The organism is Chloroflexus sp. (genome assembly GCF_034431535.1).
Taxonomy (GTDB): domain Bacteria; phylum Chloroflexota; class Chloroflexia; order Chloroflexales; family Chloroflexaceae; genus Chloroflexus.
Genome location: NZ_DAOUDC010000009.1, coordinates 61,111 through 82,087, shown reverse-complemented (window position 1 = coordinate 82,087; position 20,977 = coordinate 61,111). Strand labels below are relative to the sequence as shown.

Genomic DNA, 20,977 nt, shown 5'->3' with positions numbered 1-20,977 from the left:
TGTAGCATATTCTGACCGTTTCGCCGGCAACTGCCTATACTCCCAGCTCAGTGCGCAATTGGTGTAGCGATTGTTCGACGGTAGCGAGCAGTGCTGCGCGTTCGGCAAACGGCAAGAAGGTCGCTTGGGCGGCGGTGCGGGTCATTGCGCAGAAATCGGCGGCGGTAAAGCCGAGGTAATGCGCAGCGCGGCGAAACTCTTCGGTGATGGTGGTCTCGAAGAAGGTGGGGTCATCGGAATTGATCGTCACTGGTACGCCGGCATCGTAGAGCTGGCGCAGCGGGTGGGCTGGCCATGCGGTGATGGCTTTGGTGCGAATATTGCTGCTTGGGCAGACATCGAGCACGATCCCGCGCACGGCGAGGGCGGCCAGCAGCGCCGGATCATCTACGCTGCGAATCCCGTGACCGATCCGGCTCACTTCCAGCACATCAATCGCGCCCCAGACGCTGGCCGGGCCAACCACCTCGCCGGCATGGGCCATCACGCCAAGACCGGCGACACGGGCGGCGGTAAATAGTTCGATAAACTCTTCGGGCGGATGACCAATTTCATTGCCGCCAATCGACCAGCCAACCACCCCGATCGAGCGGCAAGCAATCGCCGTTTCGAGAATAGGCCATGCCGCCGCAGCGCCGTATTGGCGACCATAATCGAGCACCAGCCCCACGCGCGGCCCGCCATACTGGGCCGCGCGCGCAAAGCCGGCGGCAGTGCCGGCCAGCGCCTCGCGCAAATCAACTCCGCGCCGCACGTGCTGCATCGGTGAGAGCATCACTTCGGCGTAGACAACATGCTGCGCCGCTAGCTCCATCCCTAGCTCGAACGCGAGCAGCTCAAAATCCTCGCCATGCACGATGGTCGCAGCCAGCGCCATAAATGCGCCCAAAAAAGCGTGAAAATCATCGTAGTGAAAGAGGGCGGCCAATTCTTGCTCGCTGCGCACGGGCAGCGGAATGCCGTTGCGTTGGTTCAGCTCGAGAAACGTGCGCGGCGCGACTGCACCTTCGAGGTGCAGATGCAGCTCGATTTTGGGCATGCGTTCAATAAAAGTCGCGAGCGCCGGCGTGAGCATAGCCTTTCTCCCGCTCGTAGGAACGATGTTAGATAGTATTGTAGCGGATGTTGCGGGGTGTGGGTGCGGGAGCGTTCGTGGAGCAATCGTATCTGATCAGTGAACCAGTGTAAATGACCAATGGCTATTATTCGCTAGTTATTGTGGTATGGTTCACCGCGAGAGCTGCCACAAATCCTTGGTCAAAAATGACTGAAAATCACTGATATAAGGGCGTAGACGATCACTGAACACTGTCTCGGAATCTACACAATACACTCCGTCTAACTGATTTAACGCAATAGTGTAGCCCAGAAAGTGGTTGCTTCTAAATGTTGAATTGATGCCAAAATCATTATTTCTGATTCTGGCTCTTTGTGCATCGTGTAAGAAAATGGTTACAACCGCAATATTTCTTCCTGGCAACCTTTACTCGTTGTTTTGATGGATCCTATAATTTTATTAGGGTTGATAAATCTGGTTTCTTTGGCGACGATCGTGTGATAGCGTGAAAAAACGAGATCAAGTTCATAAGAAATTTGCACATCAGGATAGTGGGGTACTAGAATATGAATTGTACGTGATTCGCACGCTAAACCTATCTCTTGGAGGATGAGCTTGACAAGCAGCTCGAAAAGTTGTCCTGCTCGTTTTAAACGTAAAGTTTTTACTCTGTCTAAGATGAATGGTGCTTTCGTGGGAACGTCCCTAGTCTGAACCGAGATTAGCCTTGTTTTTATAATGCCAGATCAACCAGCGACATCCGGCGAAGTATCGCGATGCAGGAAGTTTGATGTCAGCGATAATTTCAGAAAATCCACAAATGAATAAACTCCCTCTCGGATGCAAGTGAACGCAACCATGCGAGAGCATCACCCACCCAAATTTCACCATTGGGATGAGTGTATCATAGTGTGGGAAGATGCGGATCTATTGCGGTTTCGTCGATCGGAATTCTTTTGAGCAGGGGCTGACTAAAAAAGAAGGTATGACTGTGTTTCGGGTATAGGTCGCCGAAGACTCATTGAGATTTGTGGTAGACTCTTCCATGCCTCTTCCTTTTTTAGCCAGCCACCTCAATTCGTAATCCCGCTGGCGCGCAGCCGTTCGGCGTTGTCGTAGACGATCAGCGCCTCGATAATCTTGTCGAGTTCGCCGTTCAGCACTGCCGGCAGGTTCGAGAAGTTCTGACCAATCCGGTGATCGGTGATCCGGTCTTGGGGGAAGTTGTAGGTGCGGATCTTTTCGGCCCGTTCGCCGCTGCCGACCTGCGCAAGGCGAGAGGCGCCAATCTCGCGCTGCCGTTTCTCTTGTTCGCGAGCATAGAGGCGAGCGCGCAACACGGTCATCGCCCGTTCGCGGTTTTGGATCTGCGAGCGACCGTCTTGGCAGGTGACGACAATCTCTTCGGGGGTGCCGGGCTTGTAGACAATGCGCACCGCCGAGTCGGTGGTATTGACGCCTTGGCCGCCATGGCCGGCGCTGCGGAAGACATCGATGCGCAAATCTTCCGGCTTCACCTCGATCTCGGCCTCTTCGACTTCGGGCAGCACAGCCACCGTTGCGGTCGAGGTGTGAATCCGGCCACGGGCTTCGGTGGCGGGCACGCGCTGCACCCGGTGGACGCCACCCTCGTACTTTAATTGGCTGTACGCGCCTTCGCCGTGGATCTGGAAAATCACTTCTTTGATGCCGCCGATGCCGTTTTCGGTGATGCTGTCAACTTCTACCTTCCACCCCTTCGACTCGGCAAAGCGGGTGTACATGCGGAAGAGGTCGGCGGCAAAGAGCGCGGCTTCATCACCGCCTTCACCCTGCCGGATCTCCATCACCACATCTTTCGAGTCGTTGGGATCGCGCGGCAGCAGCAACAGCTTGAGTTGCTCTTCGAGTTCGGCCAACCGTTTGCGCTGCGTCTCAAGCTCTTCTTGAGCCAACGTGCGCAATTCGGGGTCGCTCTCGCCCAGCATCGCCTCGGCTTCATCAATCGCGCGTACCGTCGCCTGATAGTCCCGGTACGCAGCGACCACATCTTCCAATTCGCGCTGTTCGCGGGCATACTGCTGCAAGAGCGTGACGTTGGTCACCACCTCAGGCTGTGCCATCAATTCGGTGAGTTCATCGTAGCGCGCGGCGACGGCAGCCAGTTTATCGAACATAAGACATTATTCCATCTGGATGATATAGTGGTTGCTGATCTGGGGCGAGGTGGCGCAACTAGCCCTTGCTCCAGATCGAAGTCACTGTGATTGGTGTGACCAGCGGCGGGCTAGCGCACGGCATTGCGCGCCGCTATCTTGCCCAAGCGCCATTTCCGCAAAGATAACCGATGGCACAATACGCAACATCATAATCGCGCATCGTGCCATCAGCAATACGCATGCTACATTCCCAGCGAAGCAGCTTTGGCCAGCTTCTTGCGGCGATTGCGCTCAGCGCGGCGGCGCTTCTCTTTGCGCTGCTCGCTCTTCGAGACGAAGTGCATCTTCTCGCGATAGGTCTTGGTGATCCGCTCGGCGACGACACCTTTATTGAAACGGCGAATCAGTTGCTCAACGGTTTCGCCTTCACGACGTTCAACTCGCATAGCGCTGCTAGATCGGCGGAACGGCAACCGGCATGCGGCACAGAACCGTGGGTTGGCGGGGGGCGACGCCCGGCTCTATGGTCGTACCCGCGATCCTCCCTCATCACCTCCTTCGCAACAGATTTGGTGCGCCCCTGAGCAGCGGCAATGCCGTGATTCCTACACCGAAGCAATAGTATACCGGATGGCCGGCGAATGCGCAAACGCTGCGAATCATGCCCCTGTGCCGGAACGACCTTCACCGCTGAGGGTGCAGGGAACGCAGCGCTTTGGAAAACGGCTTCTCTCTGCGCTCCTCTGCGCCGCGGTATCGACACTATGCTTGGCGGCGTAAGACAGCGCCGCCATACGCCGGCAAGATCACGTTACCGGCGATAGTATCAGCGGTCTGCGTTGCTAGTGCAACCTCCCAGCGGCCAGCCGGCAATGGGATTGCACCGGTGTGGGGTGCGTTGTTGAGTGCAACCAGCCACGTTGCGCCGTTGGCGGTGCAGGTATAGGCTAATTGGCGGTGCTGGTCGTCGATGTGGGTAAAGACGCGCTCGCCGCGCCAGATGGCGGTCGTTGCCCGGCGCAGCGCGCCCAATTGCCGGTAAAACTGCAACAGGTCGCGATCCTGATCGTCACCCCATAGCATCGGCAAGCGTGACTCTTCGGGGTGGCCGCTGCCGTCGGCATGGCGCACGTCGAGCCGTTGGCTTAGTCCGACTTCGGTGCCATAATAAAGCACTGGCGGGTGGGGCAGCGTGTATTGGCAGAGGGCGGCGAGCCGCAACCGGCGGGTATCGCCGCGCGCCACCCACAAGAAGCGGTTCATATCGTGGTTGTCGAGGAAGCTGGGCAGAGCAAAGCCGGGCGGGAAGTAAGCCAGATGTCGGTTGAGGAAGATAGCGAACGTACTGGCGCTAATCTCATCAAAGGCGAAAAAGCGCCGGATGGCTTGCAAGAGCAGAAAGTCAAGACAACCGTCGAGCCGACCAACATACGACCGCAATACCTCAGCCGTGTCAACCGCTTCGCCCAACAACACACAGTCGGTTTTGATCGCCCGCATCGCAGCGCGAAAAGCCGTCCAAAAATCGTGTGAGGGGCCGATCGTGTAGTCGAGCCGGTAGCCGTCAACCCCCTGTTCGAGCCAGTAGCGCGCCGCGTCGATCATAAACTGGCGCGCCGGCGGATGATCAAGGTCAAGCTGCGGTAGTTCGGCGACGCCAAAGAACGACACATACTGGTCTGGATACTGCGTAAAGATGAACCAATCCCGTTCCGGACTGCTTGGATCGTTGATGGCACGATGGAAGATCGGGTGCCGGCTCGAAAAGTGATTGGCGGTGTAGTCAAAGATCACCCGCATCCCGCGATCGTGGGCAGCGGCGATCAGCGTATGCAGATCAGCTAGTGTCCCCATCCGCGGTTCGACGCTGTAGTAATCGGTGGCATTGTAGCCGTGGTGCGATGGCGAAGGGAAGAGCGGCGAGAGCCAGATCGCGGTCGTGCCCAAGCTGGCAATGTAATCGAGATGAGCGGTCACGCCGGCCAGAGCGCCGCCGTAGATGCCCATCGGCGTAGGCGGGTGGGCAAATTGGCGGTCGGGGCCGGGATGAAACCGGTCAATAAAGACGTGGTAGATGATGGCTTCATCAAGCCATGCCGGTGCGCCTTCGTCGCCAACCCGGTAGGCGCAGGTGCGCGGACGGCGGAAAAAGGTTAGGTTGAACTCGGCCCCCATTTCGCGCAGGTGGTGATCACCGGGGCCGGGATGGCCAAGCACGCTACCATCGCCTTCGGTCGCGCCGATTACTTCGCTATACCAGAGCGACCCCTCGCCTTTGCTCAGCCAAGCCTCGATCCGGTAACGCACGACGGCGCCGGACGGTTGCGGCGGCAGATCGATCGCCCACTCTTCCATATAGCTCCACAGCAGCGTATCCCAGTGGCTGGCAAGGCGATGCCCCTGCGCCACGGCACTCCCCGGCGCGGGTTGGCCGCGGTGCCCGTCTGGTTCGCTGCCATCGGTCGTGTAGTAGACGCTGACCCGATCGGTGGTGATTGACGGGCCGAGGGTGACGAACAGCCGCACCGGTTCGCCGGATCGCGGCACCGCCGGTTCCATGCGGTAGCGGTGGGAAATACCGGCCATTTCGGCCCGCACATACCCCAACCGGCGGCTATCGGTGGCCATCGTGCCAAAAATGAAGTCGGCAGAGACGTGAATCTGTTCCACGGTGAACGATCCTTTGGGGATTACGATGATGGTTGGAGCCGCACAGCCGTGCGGCTCGACATGTTGTATCGCCGAACGGTATTGCGGAGCCGCACAGCCGTGCGGCTCCGCAATGCAATCACATCACCCTTTGACCCCGCCCAATGTCAGGCCGCCGATGATATACCGCTGCAACAACAGGTAAACGATCGCTACCGGCAACGACAGCAAAATCGAAAAGGCAGCGAAGCGCGACCACGGGATTTGTCCGGCGTACTGACCGGTCATGTTATAGAGCGACATCGCCAGCGTAAAATCTTTGGGATCGGTCAGGAACTGCCATGACAGGAAGAACTCAGTCCAGCCGCCGGTAAAGCCAAGAAACCCGGTGACGGCCAGTGCCGGCGTCGCCAGCGGCAACACGATCTGGAAGAAGACCTGATTCGGCGATGCGCCATCAATAATCGCCGCCTCTTCCAGCTCTTTGGGAATCGTGTCGAGGTAGCCCTTCAGGTTCCAAATCGCAAACGGCAAGGCCCCCGACACCATCGCAATCCCGACCCCAAGCAGCGAATTGCGCAACACAAAGACTTCGCTGCGGGCTGGGGCGAGGCCGCCGTAGATCAAGCCAAGGCTAATGACCAACCCTACCGCGCCGAAGAAGTAGTTGCCCGGCCCCGCCGAGCCAATCCGGATCGCCGGCACCACCGCAAACAGGGTGAGACCGAGCAGCATCAGGCCGGCGAGAATGAGCACAATACTCATAATCGCGCTACTGATGCGAATGCTATTGAGCAGCGCAAAGAGCGGCGCAATCGTCGCCACACTGGGCAAGACGGTGATCGCTAGCACCGCAATCATCATAAACTGCCGGCCGGGAAACTTGAAGCGCGAAAAAGCATACGCCGCGCTGACGCCGATGAGGAGGGCAAAGGCCGACACTCCGCCAGCGAGACGCAGGCTATTAAACGCCAGTTCGGCGAACGTCACTGGGTTGGCGGTCGGACGATCGAGCACCTGTAAATAGGCTTGCAGCGACGCACCGGGGGGAATCAGATTCAGTTCGGTGGGGCGCGAAATGTTGCGCGGATCGAGCGACATGCTCATAATCCAGAGCACCGGAAAGAGCACGGTCGCGGCGATGAACAGGCAAATCGCTTGCAACACCAATTGCTGCCACCATTGCAAGCGGCGGCCGGCGGCGGTGCTGCCTGAACGGCGCTGAGCGGTCACACTAGACATCGTAGCTCTCCGTGGCGCGCGAAATCTTGTTGGTAATCAAGAAGATCGGGATCAGCACCAGCGCAATAATGACCGAAAATGCGGCGGCAACCCCATAGAGTTGGTTGACGTTGATCAACTTAAACGCCTGCGTCACCATAATCTCGGTGCGACCGAGCGGCCCGCCGCCGCTCATAAAGTAGATCACGTGGAAAAGGTTGAAGGTGGTGACAATGCCAACCATCGCCGCCGGTACCATCGCTGGACGCAGCAGCGGCAGCGTGATCCGCCAGAACTGCTGCATCCCGGTCGCGCCATCAATGCTGGCTGCCTCGTACATCTCTTTCGGGATCGATTGCAGCGCACCGGTGGCCACGATGGTCATAAATGGCCAACCCAACCAGATATTGGCAATCAACATCGCATAATAGCTGAGCGGCAGGCCAATGCCGGGGATAGGGTCCTGAATCTGGTTGAACCAGCGAATTTGCACCGGATCAAGCCCAAACGGCGTGATGAAGAGATTAATCAACTGATTGATCGAACCGTACTGGTCATCAAACATATTGCGCCAGACCGTGGCGACCACGATATTCGGCAATACCATCGGTAAAATGTAAATGGCTCGATAGATTTTGCGTCCCCACAGCCCGTCCACGTTCAACACGACAGCGATAATAATGCCCAGCGCGACGTGAAACCCGACATTCGAGAACGTCCACCACAAGTTGAAGGCCAGTAAGCGCCAAAAATCGAAGTTACCGCCAAGGCGAGCGACAAATTGCGGGTTATTGGTAATAATATCAAGATAGTTCTTAAAACCGACAAACTGGGCCGGCCGGTAATTGGGCGGGGTCGTGCCGCCGGGACCAAAGGGGTTGAGCGTCTGTTTCCCCTCTTCTTTGATCACGCCATAGTCGGTAAACGACATCCAGACTTGAAACGCCAGCGGGTAAAAGGTGACGACCAGCATAATCACCAGCGCTGGCAGCAGATAGACAATCGGGGTGCGCAGTTGTTTCCACCCCTCGTACAGAGCTGAGCGCGGCGCTCGCGCCGTTGGCGAGGCCAGCTCTGGATTTGTGGTTGCCATGCGGCTTCCTCCCCTGCGGTTGGAACGTTCAGGTATTGCGTATGATAACACTGCCAGACCCTCCCCGTTGAGGGTCTGGCAGGCGGTTAAACGGATTACTTGCCGTTAGCGGTATTCATCAGCGCGCAGGCTTCGGTGATAGCAGCCTTGGGATCAGCGCCGCCGTCGAGTACCTTAGTCATTGCATCGCCGAACGGGCCCCAGTAGTTGTCGAGTTCGGGGATCTGCGGTCGCGGCACGCCGGTCGCCGACGCCTGCGCGAAGGCCTGCACCAGCGGATCGCTGATCTGCACCTTGGTGCTCACTGGCACGTGGCCGGCCTCATCGACGTAGATCTTCATCGATTCGGGGTTGGTCAGGAACATCGCCAACGCCACCGCGCCGGCCACGTTCTGGCTGTTGATGCTGACGTAGAAGCCATCGACGCCGGTGAGCGGGCCAGCCGGATTAACGGCTCCCGGCATCGGCGCGACGCCGAGGTTGTCGCCCAGCACGGCGCGGTAGTCACCCAGCACCCACGGGCCGTTAATGATCATGTCGGCCTTGCCGTCTTTGAACAGCGAGTCAGCTTGGCCGCCGTCGGTCGAGAAGGTGACAGTCGGCACTTCCTTCAGCGCCTTGAGGTAGGCAAACCACTCAGAGCCGCCGGCCTGATCGGCAGTGCACTTGCCGTTGTCATCCATCAACCGGCCGCCAAACGCCTGCAACCAGCCAAAATTGTGGTAGGCATTTTGGTTGAGCACCAGCGTTTTGCCCTCTTTAACCAGTGCCAGCAGCTCATCGGTGGTCGCTGGCGGGTTAGTGATCTTGCTCTTGTTGTAGTAGAGCGCCACCGCCTTAAACGACTCAGGGATGCCGTACAGTTTGCCGTTGAGTGACATACCGGCCACGCCGGTCGGCGCGGCATCGGTCAACATGCTCTGATATTCGCTCAGATCGGCCAGCACCCCAGCGCGGATCTGGCTGCCAAGGCTATCATTCGGCGCAATGAACATATCGGGGCCGCCGCCCGACGAGACCTCGTTATTGAACTTATTGAAAATCTGATCGAAGGGGATTTGCAGCACATTGATGGTGGCCTGCGGGTAGGCGGCGCGGGCGCGATCAATCAACATATTGATCGCCTTCTCCTCGGCGCTGCCGGTGCCATAGGCATGCCAGAGCGTGACAGTGCCGGTAATGGCCATGCCGCCGGCGGCAGGTTGGGCCGGCGCAGTCGTAGCTTGAGCAGGAGCAGTCGTGGGTTGGGCGGCGGGAGTGGGTTGGCCGCAAGCAGCGAGGAGGGTGGCGAACAGGGTCAGCAACGCGAACAGTGCAAACGACAGGCGCTTCACACGTTTCTCCTTTGGCTGGGGCAACAATGCCCAAATAATTAGGAACTATACCGTCGAAACGATGGTGATGAGATGGGACAATCAATCGCTATCGCTCGATATCGCACCTCCTTCACTCTCATGTTGGATGATCGTCAATTCGCGCCGGAGCTTGAGCAGCAAGCGAGTGAGCAATTCACGTTCAGCCCCATCAAGCACCGCCCACCGGCGCGCGAGTGATTCGCTATGCGCAGCATGCACCTTGGCTAAGTGGGCGCGGCCATGCGCCGTTAACCCGATCCGTTGCACGCGCCGGTCACTCGGATCAGCGATACGCTCAACCAAACCGAGAGAGCTAAGGCGGTCAATCAGACGGGTCATACTGCTCTTGTCAATCAACAGATGGACGCTCAGATCCGACAGCCGCACGCCATGATGTTCAGCCAGCAGCAGCAGCGCCGCGTACTGGGTAGGGTTGAGCTGGAATTGGCGCAGCAGACGGCGGTCACCATCATCCAGTAAGACGTAAACTTCTTGGATCATACGGTGCTGCTCGGTGCCGGATGGCGTCATAGGCATTTGGATAACTTCGTTGTCAACAAAATAGTTGTATAAAAAAATGTTGTGAGCGAGATTATAGCAGATGTGACAAGCGGTTGTCAAGAGGGACGTGCGCCGTTGATCACCAGAACAATGTATAATACGGTCAACTTCGGTGATCACGATTTGTGATGCATTAGTATGGTAACCATCACCGTTCGCGATGTTGTGCGACTAGCGTTGCCGGAGGGCACTGCGGTCGTCGCTGGCGCTGCCGGCTTGGGGCGTCAGGTTAGTTGGATTGCCACCCTCCGCGCTACGTTGCCGGCCTTTGCCGAACTTCGCGGTGGTGAACTTGCCTTGCTATCGGTTGAAGCGGCGCGCGCACTCGATGCGCGGTTAACATTAGCGGTGTTGGTGCGTCGCTTGGCGCAGGCGCCGGTGCCGATTGCCGGCGTTGCTGCGTTGGGCGTGATCACACCCGAAGATCAGCAAGCGGCGGAAGAGGCCCGGCTGCCGTTGTTGCATTTGCCCGATGGGGTCGATCTGCGCGAGGTCGAGCGTGAGATCACGCGCCTGATTACCGATTATGAAGCCCAGTTCGAGCGGCGGGCCGCCCAGCTCTACGATTTGCTGACCCAGCGTTCATTGCAAGGCGGCGGGATTGGCGGCTTGCTCGATATTCTGCACGAGCGCACCGGCCAGAGTGTGGCCTGTTATGCGCCGAATGGCGTGATTCGGGCGCAGCGCGGGCGCGGGCAGGCCCGGCTGGCTTTGCAGGCGCTGCGGCCCTCTGGTCGCGGTGAGACGAGTTTGCTCAACCAGCAAATCTGGGTCGAGCCGATTGGCAATAGCAGTGTGCCAACCGGCTATGTCGCGATTGCCGGCGCGACGCTTGATCCATGGGATCGCACGGCGGTGCAGCGCGGTGCGTTGGCATTGGCGCTCGAATTGGCTAAAGAACAGGCGGTGCAGGCTGTCGAAGAGCGGTTGCGCGGCGATTTTATCGCCAGTATTCTGGCTGGGCCGCCTGCCGATATGGCCGCAGCGATCCAGCGTGGCCAAGAATTGGGCTATACCCTTACGACGTCCCATACGGCAGTGCTGGTGCATATCGATGGTGCCAGTGCGGCGACGTTAGGACGGGCAGCGGCAAATATTCAGAATGAGCTGAAGCGGCTGAATATCAATGCGCCTATCTCGCGACGCGAGAGCAATGTGCTCTGTATGTTGCCCTCGCCGACCGTCAGCCGGGCGCGCGAGGTGGCCGAGCAGTTGCGTGAGCGTTTGTTGCTCGACCATCCGAATATCGTACTGGCCGTTGGCATGCCGGCAGCCCATCTCTCGGAATGGCGGCGCACGCTCGAAGAAGCCGAACAGGCTCTCAGCCTTGGCCGCCAGATTTTCGGGAACGATCGCGTGCTTGCGTTTGGCGATTTAGGCGTCTACCGCTTGCTCATCCGCTTGCGCGAGACGCCGGAGCTGTGGTCGTTCTACCGCGAGACGCTCGCCAGCCTTGCCGAGTATGATAAACGCCAGCACGCCGATCTGATCAAGACGCTCGAAGCCTATTTCAACCACCTCGGCAATCTGCGCGCCACTTCCGAAGCGTTGCACGTTCACCGCAATACGTTGCTCTACCGCATCGAGCGCATCAAAGAGATTAGCGGGATGGATCTCGACAACGCCGAGGAGCATTTTGCGCTCTGGCTGGCTGTACGCGCGCACCGCATTCTCTCGACTTTGGAGGAGGGGTAAGCGTGAGGGAATAAGGATTGGGATGAGTGCATCATAATGCTACCTGCCCTGCTCCCTGCTCCCTATTCCCCACTCTCTGACTTCACGGCGTGCGATCGCGGCCCAAGATGACCACAATCTCTGCCTCGCTATACACTGCTGCCGGTTTACCAACAATCACCTCAGCGCCGAGCATTTGGGCCAGCCGGCGAGCGGTGAAGGGGACGTTGCCGGCTTGATACACCACCGTGCGCGGGTAGTCTCCCGGCGGCGCGTCAGCAGGGGCGAGCACCGTAAAGCCGTTGGCGCTCAGCTCTTCGCTGGTGCGGCGGGCTAACCCAACCACGCCGGCCCCATTGAGCACCTGCACCCGCGCTTGCTCGCTCGCCTCTCCCGGCGGCGTCAGCCAGCGATTGACCAGCGCCGCTACATCGCTGGCATCCCAGATCAGGTTGGTGCCGTTCTCTTGCACCGCGACGCTGCCCGGTTCGATCCGGTAGCGCCCGATCAGCGCCGGATCAAGGTTGGCGGCCAGCCGGCCCATTGCCAGTAGAGTGTCGAAGTTGGCAAGCGGCAGGGTGGTCAGAATTGCCGGCGTATCGCCAGTTTGGGTGACGGCATCGAGCAGGTGCGGCAACAGCAGCATCCGCTCAAACCAGTTGCGTTGCTGGATCTCATTCACGATCGCTTGTACAACCTGTTGTTGCCGTTCGGTGCGGCCAAAGTCGTTATCGGCGTGGCGCGTGCGGGCGTAGATCAAGGCCCGCGCGCCATCCATCCGTTGCGGGCCGGGTTCAAAGACGACTTGCATGACGCCGTAGTCGGGGGTGGGATAGGCGTTATCGACGATCCGGCGCGGCACGTCGATCGTAATCCCGCCGAGGGCGTCAATCAAGGCGGCAAAGCCGTCAAAATCGATCTGCACCACGTGATCGACCCGCATACCGCGTTGCTCGAAGTTGAGAAACCGGCTGACTATGTCGGCGGCGAACGCCATCCCGCCCTGTTCCGGGCTTATACCGTCGCCGTAGAGTTCGGTTGAGTGGTAGTAGCCGTAAGCGTAGGCGGCATTGATCTTGCTAGGGCCACGGTTGGGCAGATCAACCTGTGTATCGCGCGGGATCGAAAGCAGGTTAGCCCATCCCCCAATACCATCGAGCCGCACGAGCATCAACGTGTCGCTGCGTATCCCCTCTTCGGGACGGTCACGCCGGATGTCAACCCCAATCACCAAGATATTCGCTCCCAATAATGGCGAGGTGATGACCGGCCCGCGCGGGTCGGTAACCACGATCCGTTGCGCCAGCCGGTGGATTTGCCAGTAGCCAAACCCCAGCGCTAGCGCAACGATTGCCACTATCCCCAGCCCGATCCAACTCATTGACCAGCGCCGCCGCTTGGGTGTGGCGCGACGTGGCGGCGTAGCCTGCGGTGGCAGTGGCGGGCTTTGGCGAGCGCCTTTATGCTCGATCCGTCGCATCACCAGCGTCTCGCCGGTGTAGGGCGGGCGGCCAGCCGGAGGGCGAGGCGGTTGATGGTTGGGGATGTTTGACATACATAACCTCCGAAGTAATAGGGATCATTCTTTATAGTAGAGACGTTGCCAAGCCAGACGTTGTGTCGCAACGGCCCAGATGTTGGTATCCGCGAGCGCCATGACCCTGCGTAACGCCAATCAGCATACCGCATTGCCCTCGCGTCGTCATCAGACCGGAGTATAATGCTTAGCAAGGATGATCGATTGCACTCGCAATAGTTAGCTTGAGGAGCGACTGATGGAAGTAGGATTAATCGGTTTGGGCCGGATGGGCGCGAATATGGCGATTCGCTTGCGCCGCGGCGGCCACCGGGTGATTGTCTATAACCGTACCGTTGCCAAAGCGCGTGAATTGGCGGCTGAGCACGATTTGATCGCGGCGGAAGAGTTGGCCGATTTGGTGGCGATGCTGACCCCGCCGCGCGTAGTGTGGTTGATGTTGCCGGCGGGTGCTGCCACCGACGAGCATTTGGCCGCGTTGACACCGTTGCTCGCGCCGGGTGATATTGTGATCGATGGCGCCAACAATAATTATAAGGCGAGCATTGCCCACGCCGAGCAGTTGGTGGCTCAGGGTTTGCGGTTTCTCGATATTGGCGTCAGCGGCGGGATTTGGGGCTTGCAGGTCGGCTACTGCATGATGGTCGGCGGTGACGAGGAGTCGTTCCGCCACGTCGAACCGCTCTTGCAGACGCTGGCCCCGCCGGATGGCTATCTGCTGTGCGGGCCGCATGGAGCCGGCCATTTTGTCAAGATGATCCACAACGGCATCGAGTATGGCATGATGCAGGCGTATGCCGAAGGCTTTGAGATTTTGCGCCAGTCGCGCTACGATTTTGATCTAGCCAAGATTAGCCACCTCTGGAATCAGGGCAGCGTGGTGCGTTCGTGGTTGTTGGAATTGGCCGAGCGCGCGTTCAGCGCCGATGCCGATCTGAGCAGCATCCGCGGTTATGTCGAAGACAGCGGCGAGGGACGGTGGACGGTGCAAGAGAGCATTGATCTCGATGTACCGGCGCCGATCATTACCCTCTCATTGCAGATGCGCTTCCGCTCGCGGCAGGAAGACAGCTTCAGTGCCAAGGTGCTGGCCGCGCTGCGCCAGCAGTTCGGCGGCCACGCGGTCAAGAAGGCGGAGTAAGGTGAAGGTATTGTTTGCCGTAGAGGTCGCCGAGGTTGTAGGGGAAGGACAAGAGGATGGTATTCAGCGCCGGGAAGTTGTCTTGCCGTAGCATATCAAACACCTCTGCGCCTCTGCGATAAAAAACAAGCACGGAGTGAGCGCATGGCGACGCCTGTTTTGGATAATCCGCTGCGGGCCGGGTTGCGCATTGGCCGCACCCCCGAACCTTGCACGATGGTGATTTTCGGTGCTAGCGGTGATCTGACCAGCCGCAAATTGGTGCCGGCGCTCTACAATCTAGCCCGCGAACGCCGCTTGCCCGGCGGTTTTTCAGTGGTCGGCTTCGCTCGCCGCGATTGGAGCGACGATTATTTTCGCGATCTGCTGCGCGAGGCGGTCAATGCCAATTCGCGCTCTGGGTCGGTTGATCCCGAATTGTGGGCCAGTTTCACCCAAGGGATTCAGTACCATCGCGGCAGTTTTGCCGAGGCTGATGCCTATACCAGTTTGGCCGAGCGGCTAGCGGTGATCGACGCCGAGCGCGGCACCGGTGGCAATCGCGTCTTTTATCTGGCCACGCCACCCGAAGCGTACCCCACGATTATTGCCCAGCTCGGCGCGCACGGGCTAGCGCGTTCAAATGGATGGACACGGATTATCATCGAGAAGCCGTTTGGCCACGACCTCGCCAGCGCGCAGGCGCTCAACGCCGAGGTGTTGTCGGTCTTTCGCGAAGATCAGGTCTACCGCATCGATCACTATCTCGGCAAAGAGACGGTGCAGAATATCTTGATCTTTCGCTTCGCCAACGGCATTTTCGAGCCGATCTGGAACCGGAGCCACATTGATCACGTGCAGATTACCGTGGCCGAGACCATCGGGGTCGAGGATCGCGGCGGCTATTACGATACCTCTGGCGTACTGCGCGATATGATCCAAAACCACCTGATGCAGTTGCTGTGTCTGGTGGCAATGGAGCCGCCGTCGCTCTACGACGCCGATGCGGTGCGCGACGAGAAGGTCAAGGTGTTGCGCGCAGTGCGTCCGTTGTCCGTCAACGATACGGTGCGCGGCCAGTACGGGCCGGGCAGCGCCAATGGCCGCCCGGTGCGCGGCTATCGCGAAGAGAAAGGTGTGTCGCCTACTTCGCAAACCGAGACCTATGTGGCGTTGAAGCTGTTTATCGACAATTGGCGCTGGGCTGGTGTACCGTTCTACTTGCGCAGCGGCAAGCGCCTGCCGCGGCGGGTGAGCGAGATCGCGATTCAGTTCAAGGCGGCCCCGACGATGATCTTTGCCGATACGCCGCTCAACGATCTCGATCCAAACGTCTTGGCGATCAAGATCCAGCCTGACGAAGGGATTTCGCTCAAATTCAGCTCGAAAACTCCCGGCCAACCGCAGATCCGTCCGGTGACAATGGATTTTCGCTACGGTGCATCGTTCGGCGTCACTTCACCAGAAGCCTATGAGCGGCTGTTGCTCGATTGCATGCTCGGTGATGGCACCCTCTTTACCCGCCGTGACGAGGTTGAAACCAGTTGGGCGCTGTTGACGCCGATCTTGCAGGCATGGGCCGAAGGCACGCCGCAGCCGTTCCCCAATTACGAAGCTGGTAGTTGGGGGCCGGCGGCAGCCGATGAATTTATCGCCCGCGATGGCCGGTCGTGGCGGCGACTATAGGATGGAGATGGTATGAGCGAAGCGGCAATCGACATCAATGCGATCGAGCGCGAATTGCGCCAGATGTGGCAAGAGCAAGCGACGCATCCTGAAGCTGGCGGGCAAGCGGTGATTCGGGCGCTGACGCTCAACCTGATTGTGCGCGCGCCTGATGATGATTGGGCCGAACAAGCCTTGGCGGTAGCACCGGCGCTCACGGCGCAACACCCCAACCGTACCGTGATCGTGATTGACCGGCCCGGCCCGGCGACCGAGTTGCAGGCGAATGCACAGGCGCTCTGCACGCTAGCCAATGCTGGCCGCACGCAGGTCTGCGGCGAGCAAGTGACGATTAGCGCCCGCGGCGCACCGGCTGGGCAACTGGCCAGCCTCGTCTTGCCGCTGCTGGTGCCCGATCTGCCGGTGGTGCTGTGGGCTCCCGGCCCGCAGCCCTTCGCCCAGCCGCTGGTGCAACGGCTCTACCGGCTCTGCGACCGGCTCATCGTCGATTCGACCAGCTTTGTTGATCCGCTGCGTGAGTTGGCCGAGTTGGCCGCGTTTGAACAGACAGCCAACGGTGCGCCGGCGGTGAGCGATTTGGGTTGGACGCGCCTGACCCCGTGGCGCGAGTTGACGGCCCAATTCTTCGATACGCGCCCCTTTTTACCGCATTTGCACCGGATTGACGAGATCGTGATCGAATACGCCGCCGGCAACCGTCCGAATCCGGTAGCGGCGCTGCTCTTTGTAGGCTGGCTGACGAGTTGTTTGAAATGGACACCGCTGGAAGACGCGGTCGGGATCGAGGGCGAGACCATCCAAATCTACCTGCGGCGACCGGCGGTGGGGGTGGGGCCGGCGGCCATCCGGCTGGTGAGCGTAGCAATCCGGCCAGTCGATCGGGCGGGTGTTGAGGGGTTAGCACGGTTGGTGCTGCGGGTGGTGGATAATCAGCAGGCAGAGTTTGTGGTCGAATTGACGAGTGATGCCGGCCATGCTTGCACGCGAGCGACCATTACCGGTGCACACCCGATCGAACGCACGGCGACGATTGATCGGCCAGTACTGGCCGATCTGCTCAACAGCGAACTACGGCTGCTCAGCCGCGACCGTACCTTTGCCGCGGCGCTGCATCTCGCTGGCGGGCTGGCGCGACGGTTGGCGTTGCCATAGCGGGAGATCCGCTATAATGCTTCACCAACCGCATGTATGCAGACAAGGATCGCGCTGATGTTTCCGTTTCAAGAACTCTTCCTGAGCCCGCTCGGTGTTGGCATCATTATCCTAATGCTGTTGATTGAATGGCAGGCGATGGTGCAGATCAAATGGCAACCGCTCTTTCGCGCGTTGGGTGATGTGGTGGTGGCCAGTATCGTGTCATCGGTGGTGATTGTGCTGCTGGGCCAATTGCTGCTGGCGTTAGAAAACCCGTTATTCGTGATTGTCGGGGCGTTTGTGGTAGCGGTGCTGGTTGAGGGCTTCGTGCTGATGCTGATCCGCAAACGTAAAGCTGCCCCTAGTTACATGGCGGCGCTGATTGCGAATGCAGTGTCGTTTATCTTTTTGTTGATCTTTTATTTGTCGTTTTTGACGATGTAGCAAGGGCAGCAGCCCTGCTATGGGTGCGCGGCGCGGCCCATATGTCATTGCGCGGGCGCGCAGTGCCCGAAGCAATCTCCCGCTTTGGCGGGAAGAATGGCTGAGTGTATCCATCCCGTGCGTGGAGGAGATTGCCCCGCTGCGGCGAAGCAATAACAAGCAGGGAGTGGGATATGTCCCCACCCCAGCCATCCCCCTCCGGGGGAGGGAGTCGTACCTTTTCCTCCCCCAGCGGGGGAGGGGCAAGGGGTAGGGGCGTGATGTTATCGCTTCTTTCCCCGCGGCACTGATTGGGGGCTGCGCCCGCGTTGCGCGGCGGAGCCGTTTGGTGGCAATTGGCCGCTATCGATCGCAGCTTTGATCTTGGCCGCCTCTTCGGCGATAGCCGGGTTGGCCGGACGCACTGGCTTAGCTGGTGAAGGCGCAGGCGTTGCCACCGGCGTTGCATTCCCTAAACTCGCCAACTCGTGCTCGCGACCCAAGTGGCAATGCTTGAACTTCTTGCCGCTGCCGCATGGGCACGGATCGTTGCGCCCGATCTGCGGTGTAGAACGGCGTTGCGGTTTGCGCGCTTGATCAACCTCGCTGCTGCCGCCGGCGATTTGAGCGGTTGCCAAACGGCGGGCCTGCTCTTCGGCGATTTGGCGCAGGTAGGCTTCATACTGGAACGAGGCCGGGATCACGTTGTAAACAATATCGCGCGCAATATTCTCCTTCAGCTCATCGAACATGCGGAACGACTCGCGCTTAAACTCGACCAAGGGGTCTTTCTGCGCGTAGGCTTGCAAAAGAATATTCTGCCGCAATTCGTCCATTGCGGTCAGATAATCGACCCACTGGCGGTCAATCGCGCCCAACATCACTCGTCGCTCGACGGTGCGCATCACTTCCGGGGTAATCGCCTTCTCGCGCTCGGCGTAAGCGGTTTCGAGCTGATCGAGCAAGAACTGCTCAATCTCCTCTTTCTTCTTCCCCTTCAACGTCTCGGCAGTGACGGTCGGCGGCAGAGTCGGGTTGATCCGGCGATACGCGCGCAAGACCTCGGTCAACTCAAGCTCATCAGACTCATCGCTCAGATGCTCGTCGATCTGGCTCTGAATCTCCTCCGCCATCAGATCGAGCACCCGCTCGCGCATGTCGGCTTCGTCGAGGATAGCCTTGCGGTCGGCGTAGATAATCTGGCGCTGCTTATTCATCACGTCGTCAAACTCGACAGTGTGCTTGCGGGCATCGAAGTTGTAGCCCTCGACGCGGGTCTGCGCACCTTCGATTGTGCGATCGAGCAGGCCGGCTTGCAATGGTACATCGAAACCAACGTACCGCTCCATCAAGCCTCTGATCCGGTCGACCGGGCCAAACCGGCGCAGCAATTCATCTTCGAGCGAGAGGAAGAAGCGTGACGAGCCGGGATCGCCTTGGCGACCGGCGCGCCCGCGCAACTGGTTGTCGATCCGGCGCGCCTCGTGGCGCTCGGTGCCGATCACGTGCAAACCGCCGAGCTTGCGCACCTCCTCGCCTTCGGCTTCGGTCAGCGCTTTCGCCTTCTCCCATGCGGCTCGCTTCTGCTCGGGAGTAGCAGTTTCGATGCTCAGCCCCTCGTTGCGCAGAAACTCCTCAACCAAACCATCGGGGTTGCCGCCGAGCAGAATGTCGGTACCGCGACCCGCCATATTGGTGGCGACCGTCACCGCGCCTTTGCGCCCGGCTTGCGCCACAATCGCCGCTTCGCGTTCGTGATGCTTGGCGTTGAGCACATTGTGCGGGATGCCGGCCTGCTTGAGCATCGCGCTGATCCGCTCGGAGGTTTCAACCGAAGTGGTGCCGATTAGCACCGGTCGCCCGATCTCGTGCATCTCTTGCACTTCGCGCAGCACGGCGTTAAATTTCGCCTCTTCGGTGGCGTAAATCTGATCAGGCAGATCCTCACGGATCATCGACCGGTGGGTTGGAATGACCACCACATCGAGATTGTAAATCTTGGCGAACTCTTCCCGCTCGGTGTACGCCGTGCCGGTCATACCGGCCAGCTTCTTGTACATGCGGAAGTAGTTCTGGAAGGTGATGGTGGCCAGCGTCACATTCTCATTCTTAATCGCCACGCCTTCCTTGGCCTCGATCGCCTGATGGAGGCCGTCGCTCCAGCGCCGGCCCGGCATCGCGCGCCCCGTGAACTCATCGATAATCACCACTTCGCCGTTCGGCGTCACCATATAGTCGCGGTCGCGCTGGTAGATAAACTGTGCCTTAAGCGCATTCTCGACGTAGTGGGTCTTCTCGTAGTGTTCGGGATCGAACAGGCTCTCGCCGGCAGGGATATTGAGCAGCTTTTCGAGCTTCTCGATACCCTTTTCGCTCAGGTAGATGCTCTTGGTGCGCTCATCGACGAAGAAATCGCCGTCCGGCTCCAGCCCTTCCTCTTTCACCTGCTTGGCCGTCACCGACGAGCGGCGCAACTGGCGAACGAGCTTCGCCATCTGGCGGTAGAGATCAGACGACTTCTGCGCCGGGCCAGAGATGATCAACGGCGTGCGCGCTTCGTCAATCAAGATATTGTCAACCTCGTCAACGATGGCGTAGTGCAACTCGCGCTGCACGAGCTGTGATTTCTCGTAGGCCATATTGTCGCGCAGATAGTCGAAGCCGAACTCGTTGTTAGTGCCGTAAGTGATGTCGGCCAGATAAGCTTCGCGCCGGGTGCAAGGTCGCCAATGGACGAGGCGCTGGTCTTCGGGGTTGGCGTTGGGATCGATGTAGTCAGGATCGTACAACGCGCTCTGTTCGTGGGCGATAAAGCCGACCGAGAGGCCGAGGAAGTGGTAAACCGGCCCCATCCATCCGGCGCCGATTTTGGCCAGATAGTCGTTGACGGTGACCAAATGGGCGCCTTTGCCTTCGAGCGCGTTGAGGTAGAGCGGCAAGGTGGCGACGAGCGTCTTGCCTTCGCCGGTCTTCATCTCGGCGATTTTGCCTTGGTGCAGCACAATGCCACCGATCAACTGCACATCGAAATGGCGCATCCCAATCGTGCGCGCGGCTGCTTCGCGCACGGTAGCGAAGGCTTCGGGTAGTATATCATCAAGCGTCTCGCCATCGGCCAGACGCTGGCGGAATTCATCAGTCTTGGCGCGCAGCTCGGCATCGCTCAACTTGGCGAATTCGGGGCCAAGTTGGTTGATCTCTTCCACTATTGGCTGCAGCCGGCGTATCTCTTTCTCGTTGCTGTCACCCAGCAACCGCCGGAGAAAATTCAACATACCAACTCCTTATACGGGCGCAGCGCACTGAACCCCTGCAATCAGGTACGGGCG

At 59.2% G+C, this 20,977-nt stretch carries 15 protein-coding genes; 5 read left to right on the top strand and 10 right to left on the bottom strand.

Features of this window, described 5'->3' with window-relative positions; all coding sequences use genetic code 11:
- Nucleotides 1-34: 34 nt before the first annotated feature.
- The 8 genes from add to U9R61_RS01770 form a co-directional block, all read right to left on the bottom strand.
- Nucleotides 35-1,075, bottom strand: a complete 1,041-nt coding sequence (add, locus tag U9R61_RS01805; RefSeq protein WP_322487117.1) for an adenosine deaminase — start codon at nt 1,073-1,075, stop codon at nt 35-37.
- A gap of 1,055 nt (nt 1,076-2,130) precedes the next feature.
- Nucleotides 2,131-3,213: a peptide chain release factor 1 gene (prfA, locus tag U9R61_RS01800; protein ID WP_322487116.1), complete on the bottom strand. Its 1,083-nt coding sequence runs from the start codon at nt 3,211-3,213 to the stop codon at nt 2,131-2,133.
- A 224-nt stretch (nt 3,214-3,437) separates the two neighbouring features.
- Nucleotides 3,438-3,641, bottom strand: coding sequence for a 30S ribosomal protein S21 (rpsU, locus tag U9R61_RS01795; RefSeq protein WP_066788396.1), 204 nt, complete (start codon nt 3,639-3,641; stop codon nt 3,438-3,440).
- A 316-nt stretch (nt 3,642-3,957) separates the two neighbouring features.
- A complete protein-coding gene (locus U9R61_RS01790; protein ID WP_322487115.1) occupies nt 3,958-5,865 on the bottom strand; it encodes an alpha-amylase family glycosyl hydrolase in 1,908 nt (635 codons plus the stop codon).
- Nucleotides 5,866-5,988: 123 nt separating this feature from the next.
- The gene (locus U9R61_RS01785) at nt 5,989-7,086 is read right to left on the bottom strand and encodes a sugar ABC transporter permease (protein ID WP_322487114.1); all 1,098 of its coding nucleotides are present in this window, start codon (nt 7,084-7,086) and stop codon (nt 5,989-5,991) included.
- On the bottom strand, nt 7,079-8,158 hold the full coding sequence (locus tag U9R61_RS01780; RefSeq protein WP_322487113.1) for a sugar ABC transporter permease: 1,080 nt from the start codon (nt 8,156-8,158) through the stop codon (nt 7,079-7,081). The genes U9R61_RS01785 and U9R61_RS01780 overlap by 8 nt, the downstream gene beginning before the upstream one ends.
- A 95-nt stretch (nt 8,159-8,253) precedes the next feature.
- Nucleotides 8,254-9,492 carry an extracellular solute-binding protein gene (locus U9R61_RS01775; protein ID WP_322487112.1) on the bottom strand — a complete coding sequence of 413 codons (1,239 nt, stop codon included), beginning with the start codon at nt 9,490-9,492 and terminating at the stop codon, nt 8,254-8,256.
- Between the two features lie 81 nt (nt 9,493-9,573).
- Nucleotides 9,574-10,014, bottom strand: a complete 441-nt coding sequence (locus tag U9R61_RS01770) for a MarR family transcriptional regulator (protein WP_322487111.1) — start codon at nt 10,012-10,014, stop codon at nt 9,574-9,576.
- Between the two features lie 198 nt (nt 10,015-10,212).
- On the opposite strand from U9R61_RS01770, the gene U9R61_RS01765 reads away from it, so the two are divergent.
- Nucleotides 10,213-11,769: a PucR family transcriptional regulator gene (locus tag U9R61_RS01765; RefSeq protein WP_322487110.1), complete on the top strand. Its 1,557-nt coding sequence runs from the start codon at nt 10,213-10,215 to the stop codon at nt 11,767-11,769.
- An 82-nt stretch (nt 11,770-11,851) separates the two neighbouring features.
- On the opposite strand, the gene U9R61_RS01760 is transcribed toward U9R61_RS01765, so the two are convergent.
- Nucleotides 11,852-13,303 (bottom strand): LCP family protein, encoded by a 1,452-nt coding sequence (locus tag U9R61_RS01760; protein ID WP_322487109.1) that lies wholly within the window; start codon nt 13,301-13,303, stop codon nt 11,852-11,854.
- 220 nt (nt 13,304-13,523) lie between these two features.
- On the opposite strand from U9R61_RS01760, the gene gnd reads away from it, so the two are divergent.
- The 4 genes from gnd to U9R61_RS01740 all read left to right on the top strand — a co-directional run bounded on the left by gnd (nt 13,524) and on the right by U9R61_RS01740 (nt 17,669).
- Nucleotides 13,524-14,426: a phosphogluconate dehydrogenase (NAD(+)-dependent, decarboxylating) gene (gnd, locus tag U9R61_RS01755; protein ID WP_322487108.1), complete on the top strand. Its 903-nt coding sequence runs from the start codon at nt 13,524-13,526 to the stop codon at nt 14,424-14,426.
- A gap of 144 nt (nt 14,427-14,570) precedes the next feature.
- Nucleotides 14,571-16,091 carry a glucose-6-phosphate dehydrogenase gene (gene zwf, locus U9R61_RS01750; protein ID WP_322487107.1) on the top strand — a complete coding sequence of 507 codons (1,521 nt, stop codon included), beginning with the start codon at nt 14,571-14,573 and terminating at the stop codon, nt 16,089-16,091.
- A gap of 12 nt (nt 16,092-16,103) precedes the next feature.
- On the top strand, nt 16,104-17,243 hold the full coding sequence (locus tag U9R61_RS01745; protein ID WP_322487106.1) for a glucose-6-phosphate dehydrogenase assembly protein OpcA: 1,140 nt from the start codon (nt 16,104-16,106) through the stop codon (nt 17,241-17,243).
- A 57-nt stretch (nt 17,244-17,300) separates the two neighbouring features.
- Entirely contained in the window at nt 17,301-17,669 is a 369-nt protein-coding gene (locus tag U9R61_RS01740) for a hypothetical protein (RefSeq protein ID WP_322487105.1), read from the top strand.
- Nucleotides 17,670-17,932: 263 nt separating this feature from the next.
- Here U9R61_RS01740 and secA read toward each other — a convergent pair whose 3' ends face one another.
- Nucleotides 17,933-20,923 (bottom strand): preprotein translocase subunit SecA, encoded by a 2,991-nt coding sequence (gene secA, locus U9R61_RS01735; RefSeq protein ID WP_322487104.1) that lies wholly within the window; start codon nt 20,921-20,923, stop codon nt 17,933-17,935.
- Nucleotides 20,924-20,977: the final 54 nt, after the last annotated feature.

Bases quoted from the DNA above. Each gene is read 5' to 3' on its own strand.
- add (WP_322487117.1), bottom strand. From the start codon at position 1,075: ATGCTCACGCCGGCGCTCGCGACTTTTATTGAACGCATGCCCAAAATC.
- prfA (WP_322487116.1), bottom strand. From the start codon at position 3,213: ATGTTCGATAAACTGGCTGCCGTCGCCGCGCGCTACGATGAACTCACC.
- rpsU (WP_066788396.1), bottom strand. From the start codon at position 3,641: ATGCGAGTTGAACGTCGTGAAGGCGAAACCGTTGAGCAACTGATTCGC.
- U9R61_RS01785 (WP_322487114.1), bottom strand. From the start codon at position 7,086: ATGTCTAGTGTGACCGCTCAGCGCCGTTCAGGCAGCACCGCCGCCGGC.
- U9R61_RS01780 (WP_322487113.1), bottom strand. From the start codon at position 8,158: ATGGCAACCACAAATCCAGAGCTGGCCTCGCCAACGGCGCGAGCGCCG.
- U9R61_RS01770 (WP_322487111.1), bottom strand. From the start codon at position 10,014: ATGATCCAAGAAGTTTACGTCTTACTGGATGATGGTGACCGCCGTCTG.
- U9R61_RS01765 (WP_322487110.1), top strand. From the start codon at position 10,213: ATGGTAACCATCACCGTTCGCGATGTTGTGCGACTAGCGTTGCCGGAG.
- U9R61_RS01760 (WP_322487109.1), bottom strand. From the start codon at position 13,303: ATGTCAAACATCCCCAACCATCAACCGCCTCGCCCTCCGGCTGGCCGC.
- gnd (WP_322487108.1), top strand. From the start codon at position 13,524: ATGGAAGTAGGATTAATCGGTTTGGGCCGGATGGGCGCGAATATGGCG.
- zwf (WP_322487107.1), top strand. From the start codon at position 14,571: ATGGCGACGCCTGTTTTGGATAATCCGCTGCGGGCCGGGTTGCGCATT.
- U9R61_RS01745 (WP_322487106.1), top strand. From the start codon at position 16,104: ATGAGCGAAGCGGCAATCGACATCAATGCGATCGAGCGCGAATTGCGC.
- U9R61_RS01740 (WP_322487105.1), top strand. From the start codon at position 17,301: ATGTTTCCGTTTCAAGAACTCTTCCTGAGCCCGCTCGGTGTTGGCATC.
- secA (WP_322487104.1), bottom strand. From the start codon at position 20,923: ATGTTGAATTTTCTCCGGCGGTTGCTGGGTGACAGCAACGAGAAAGAG.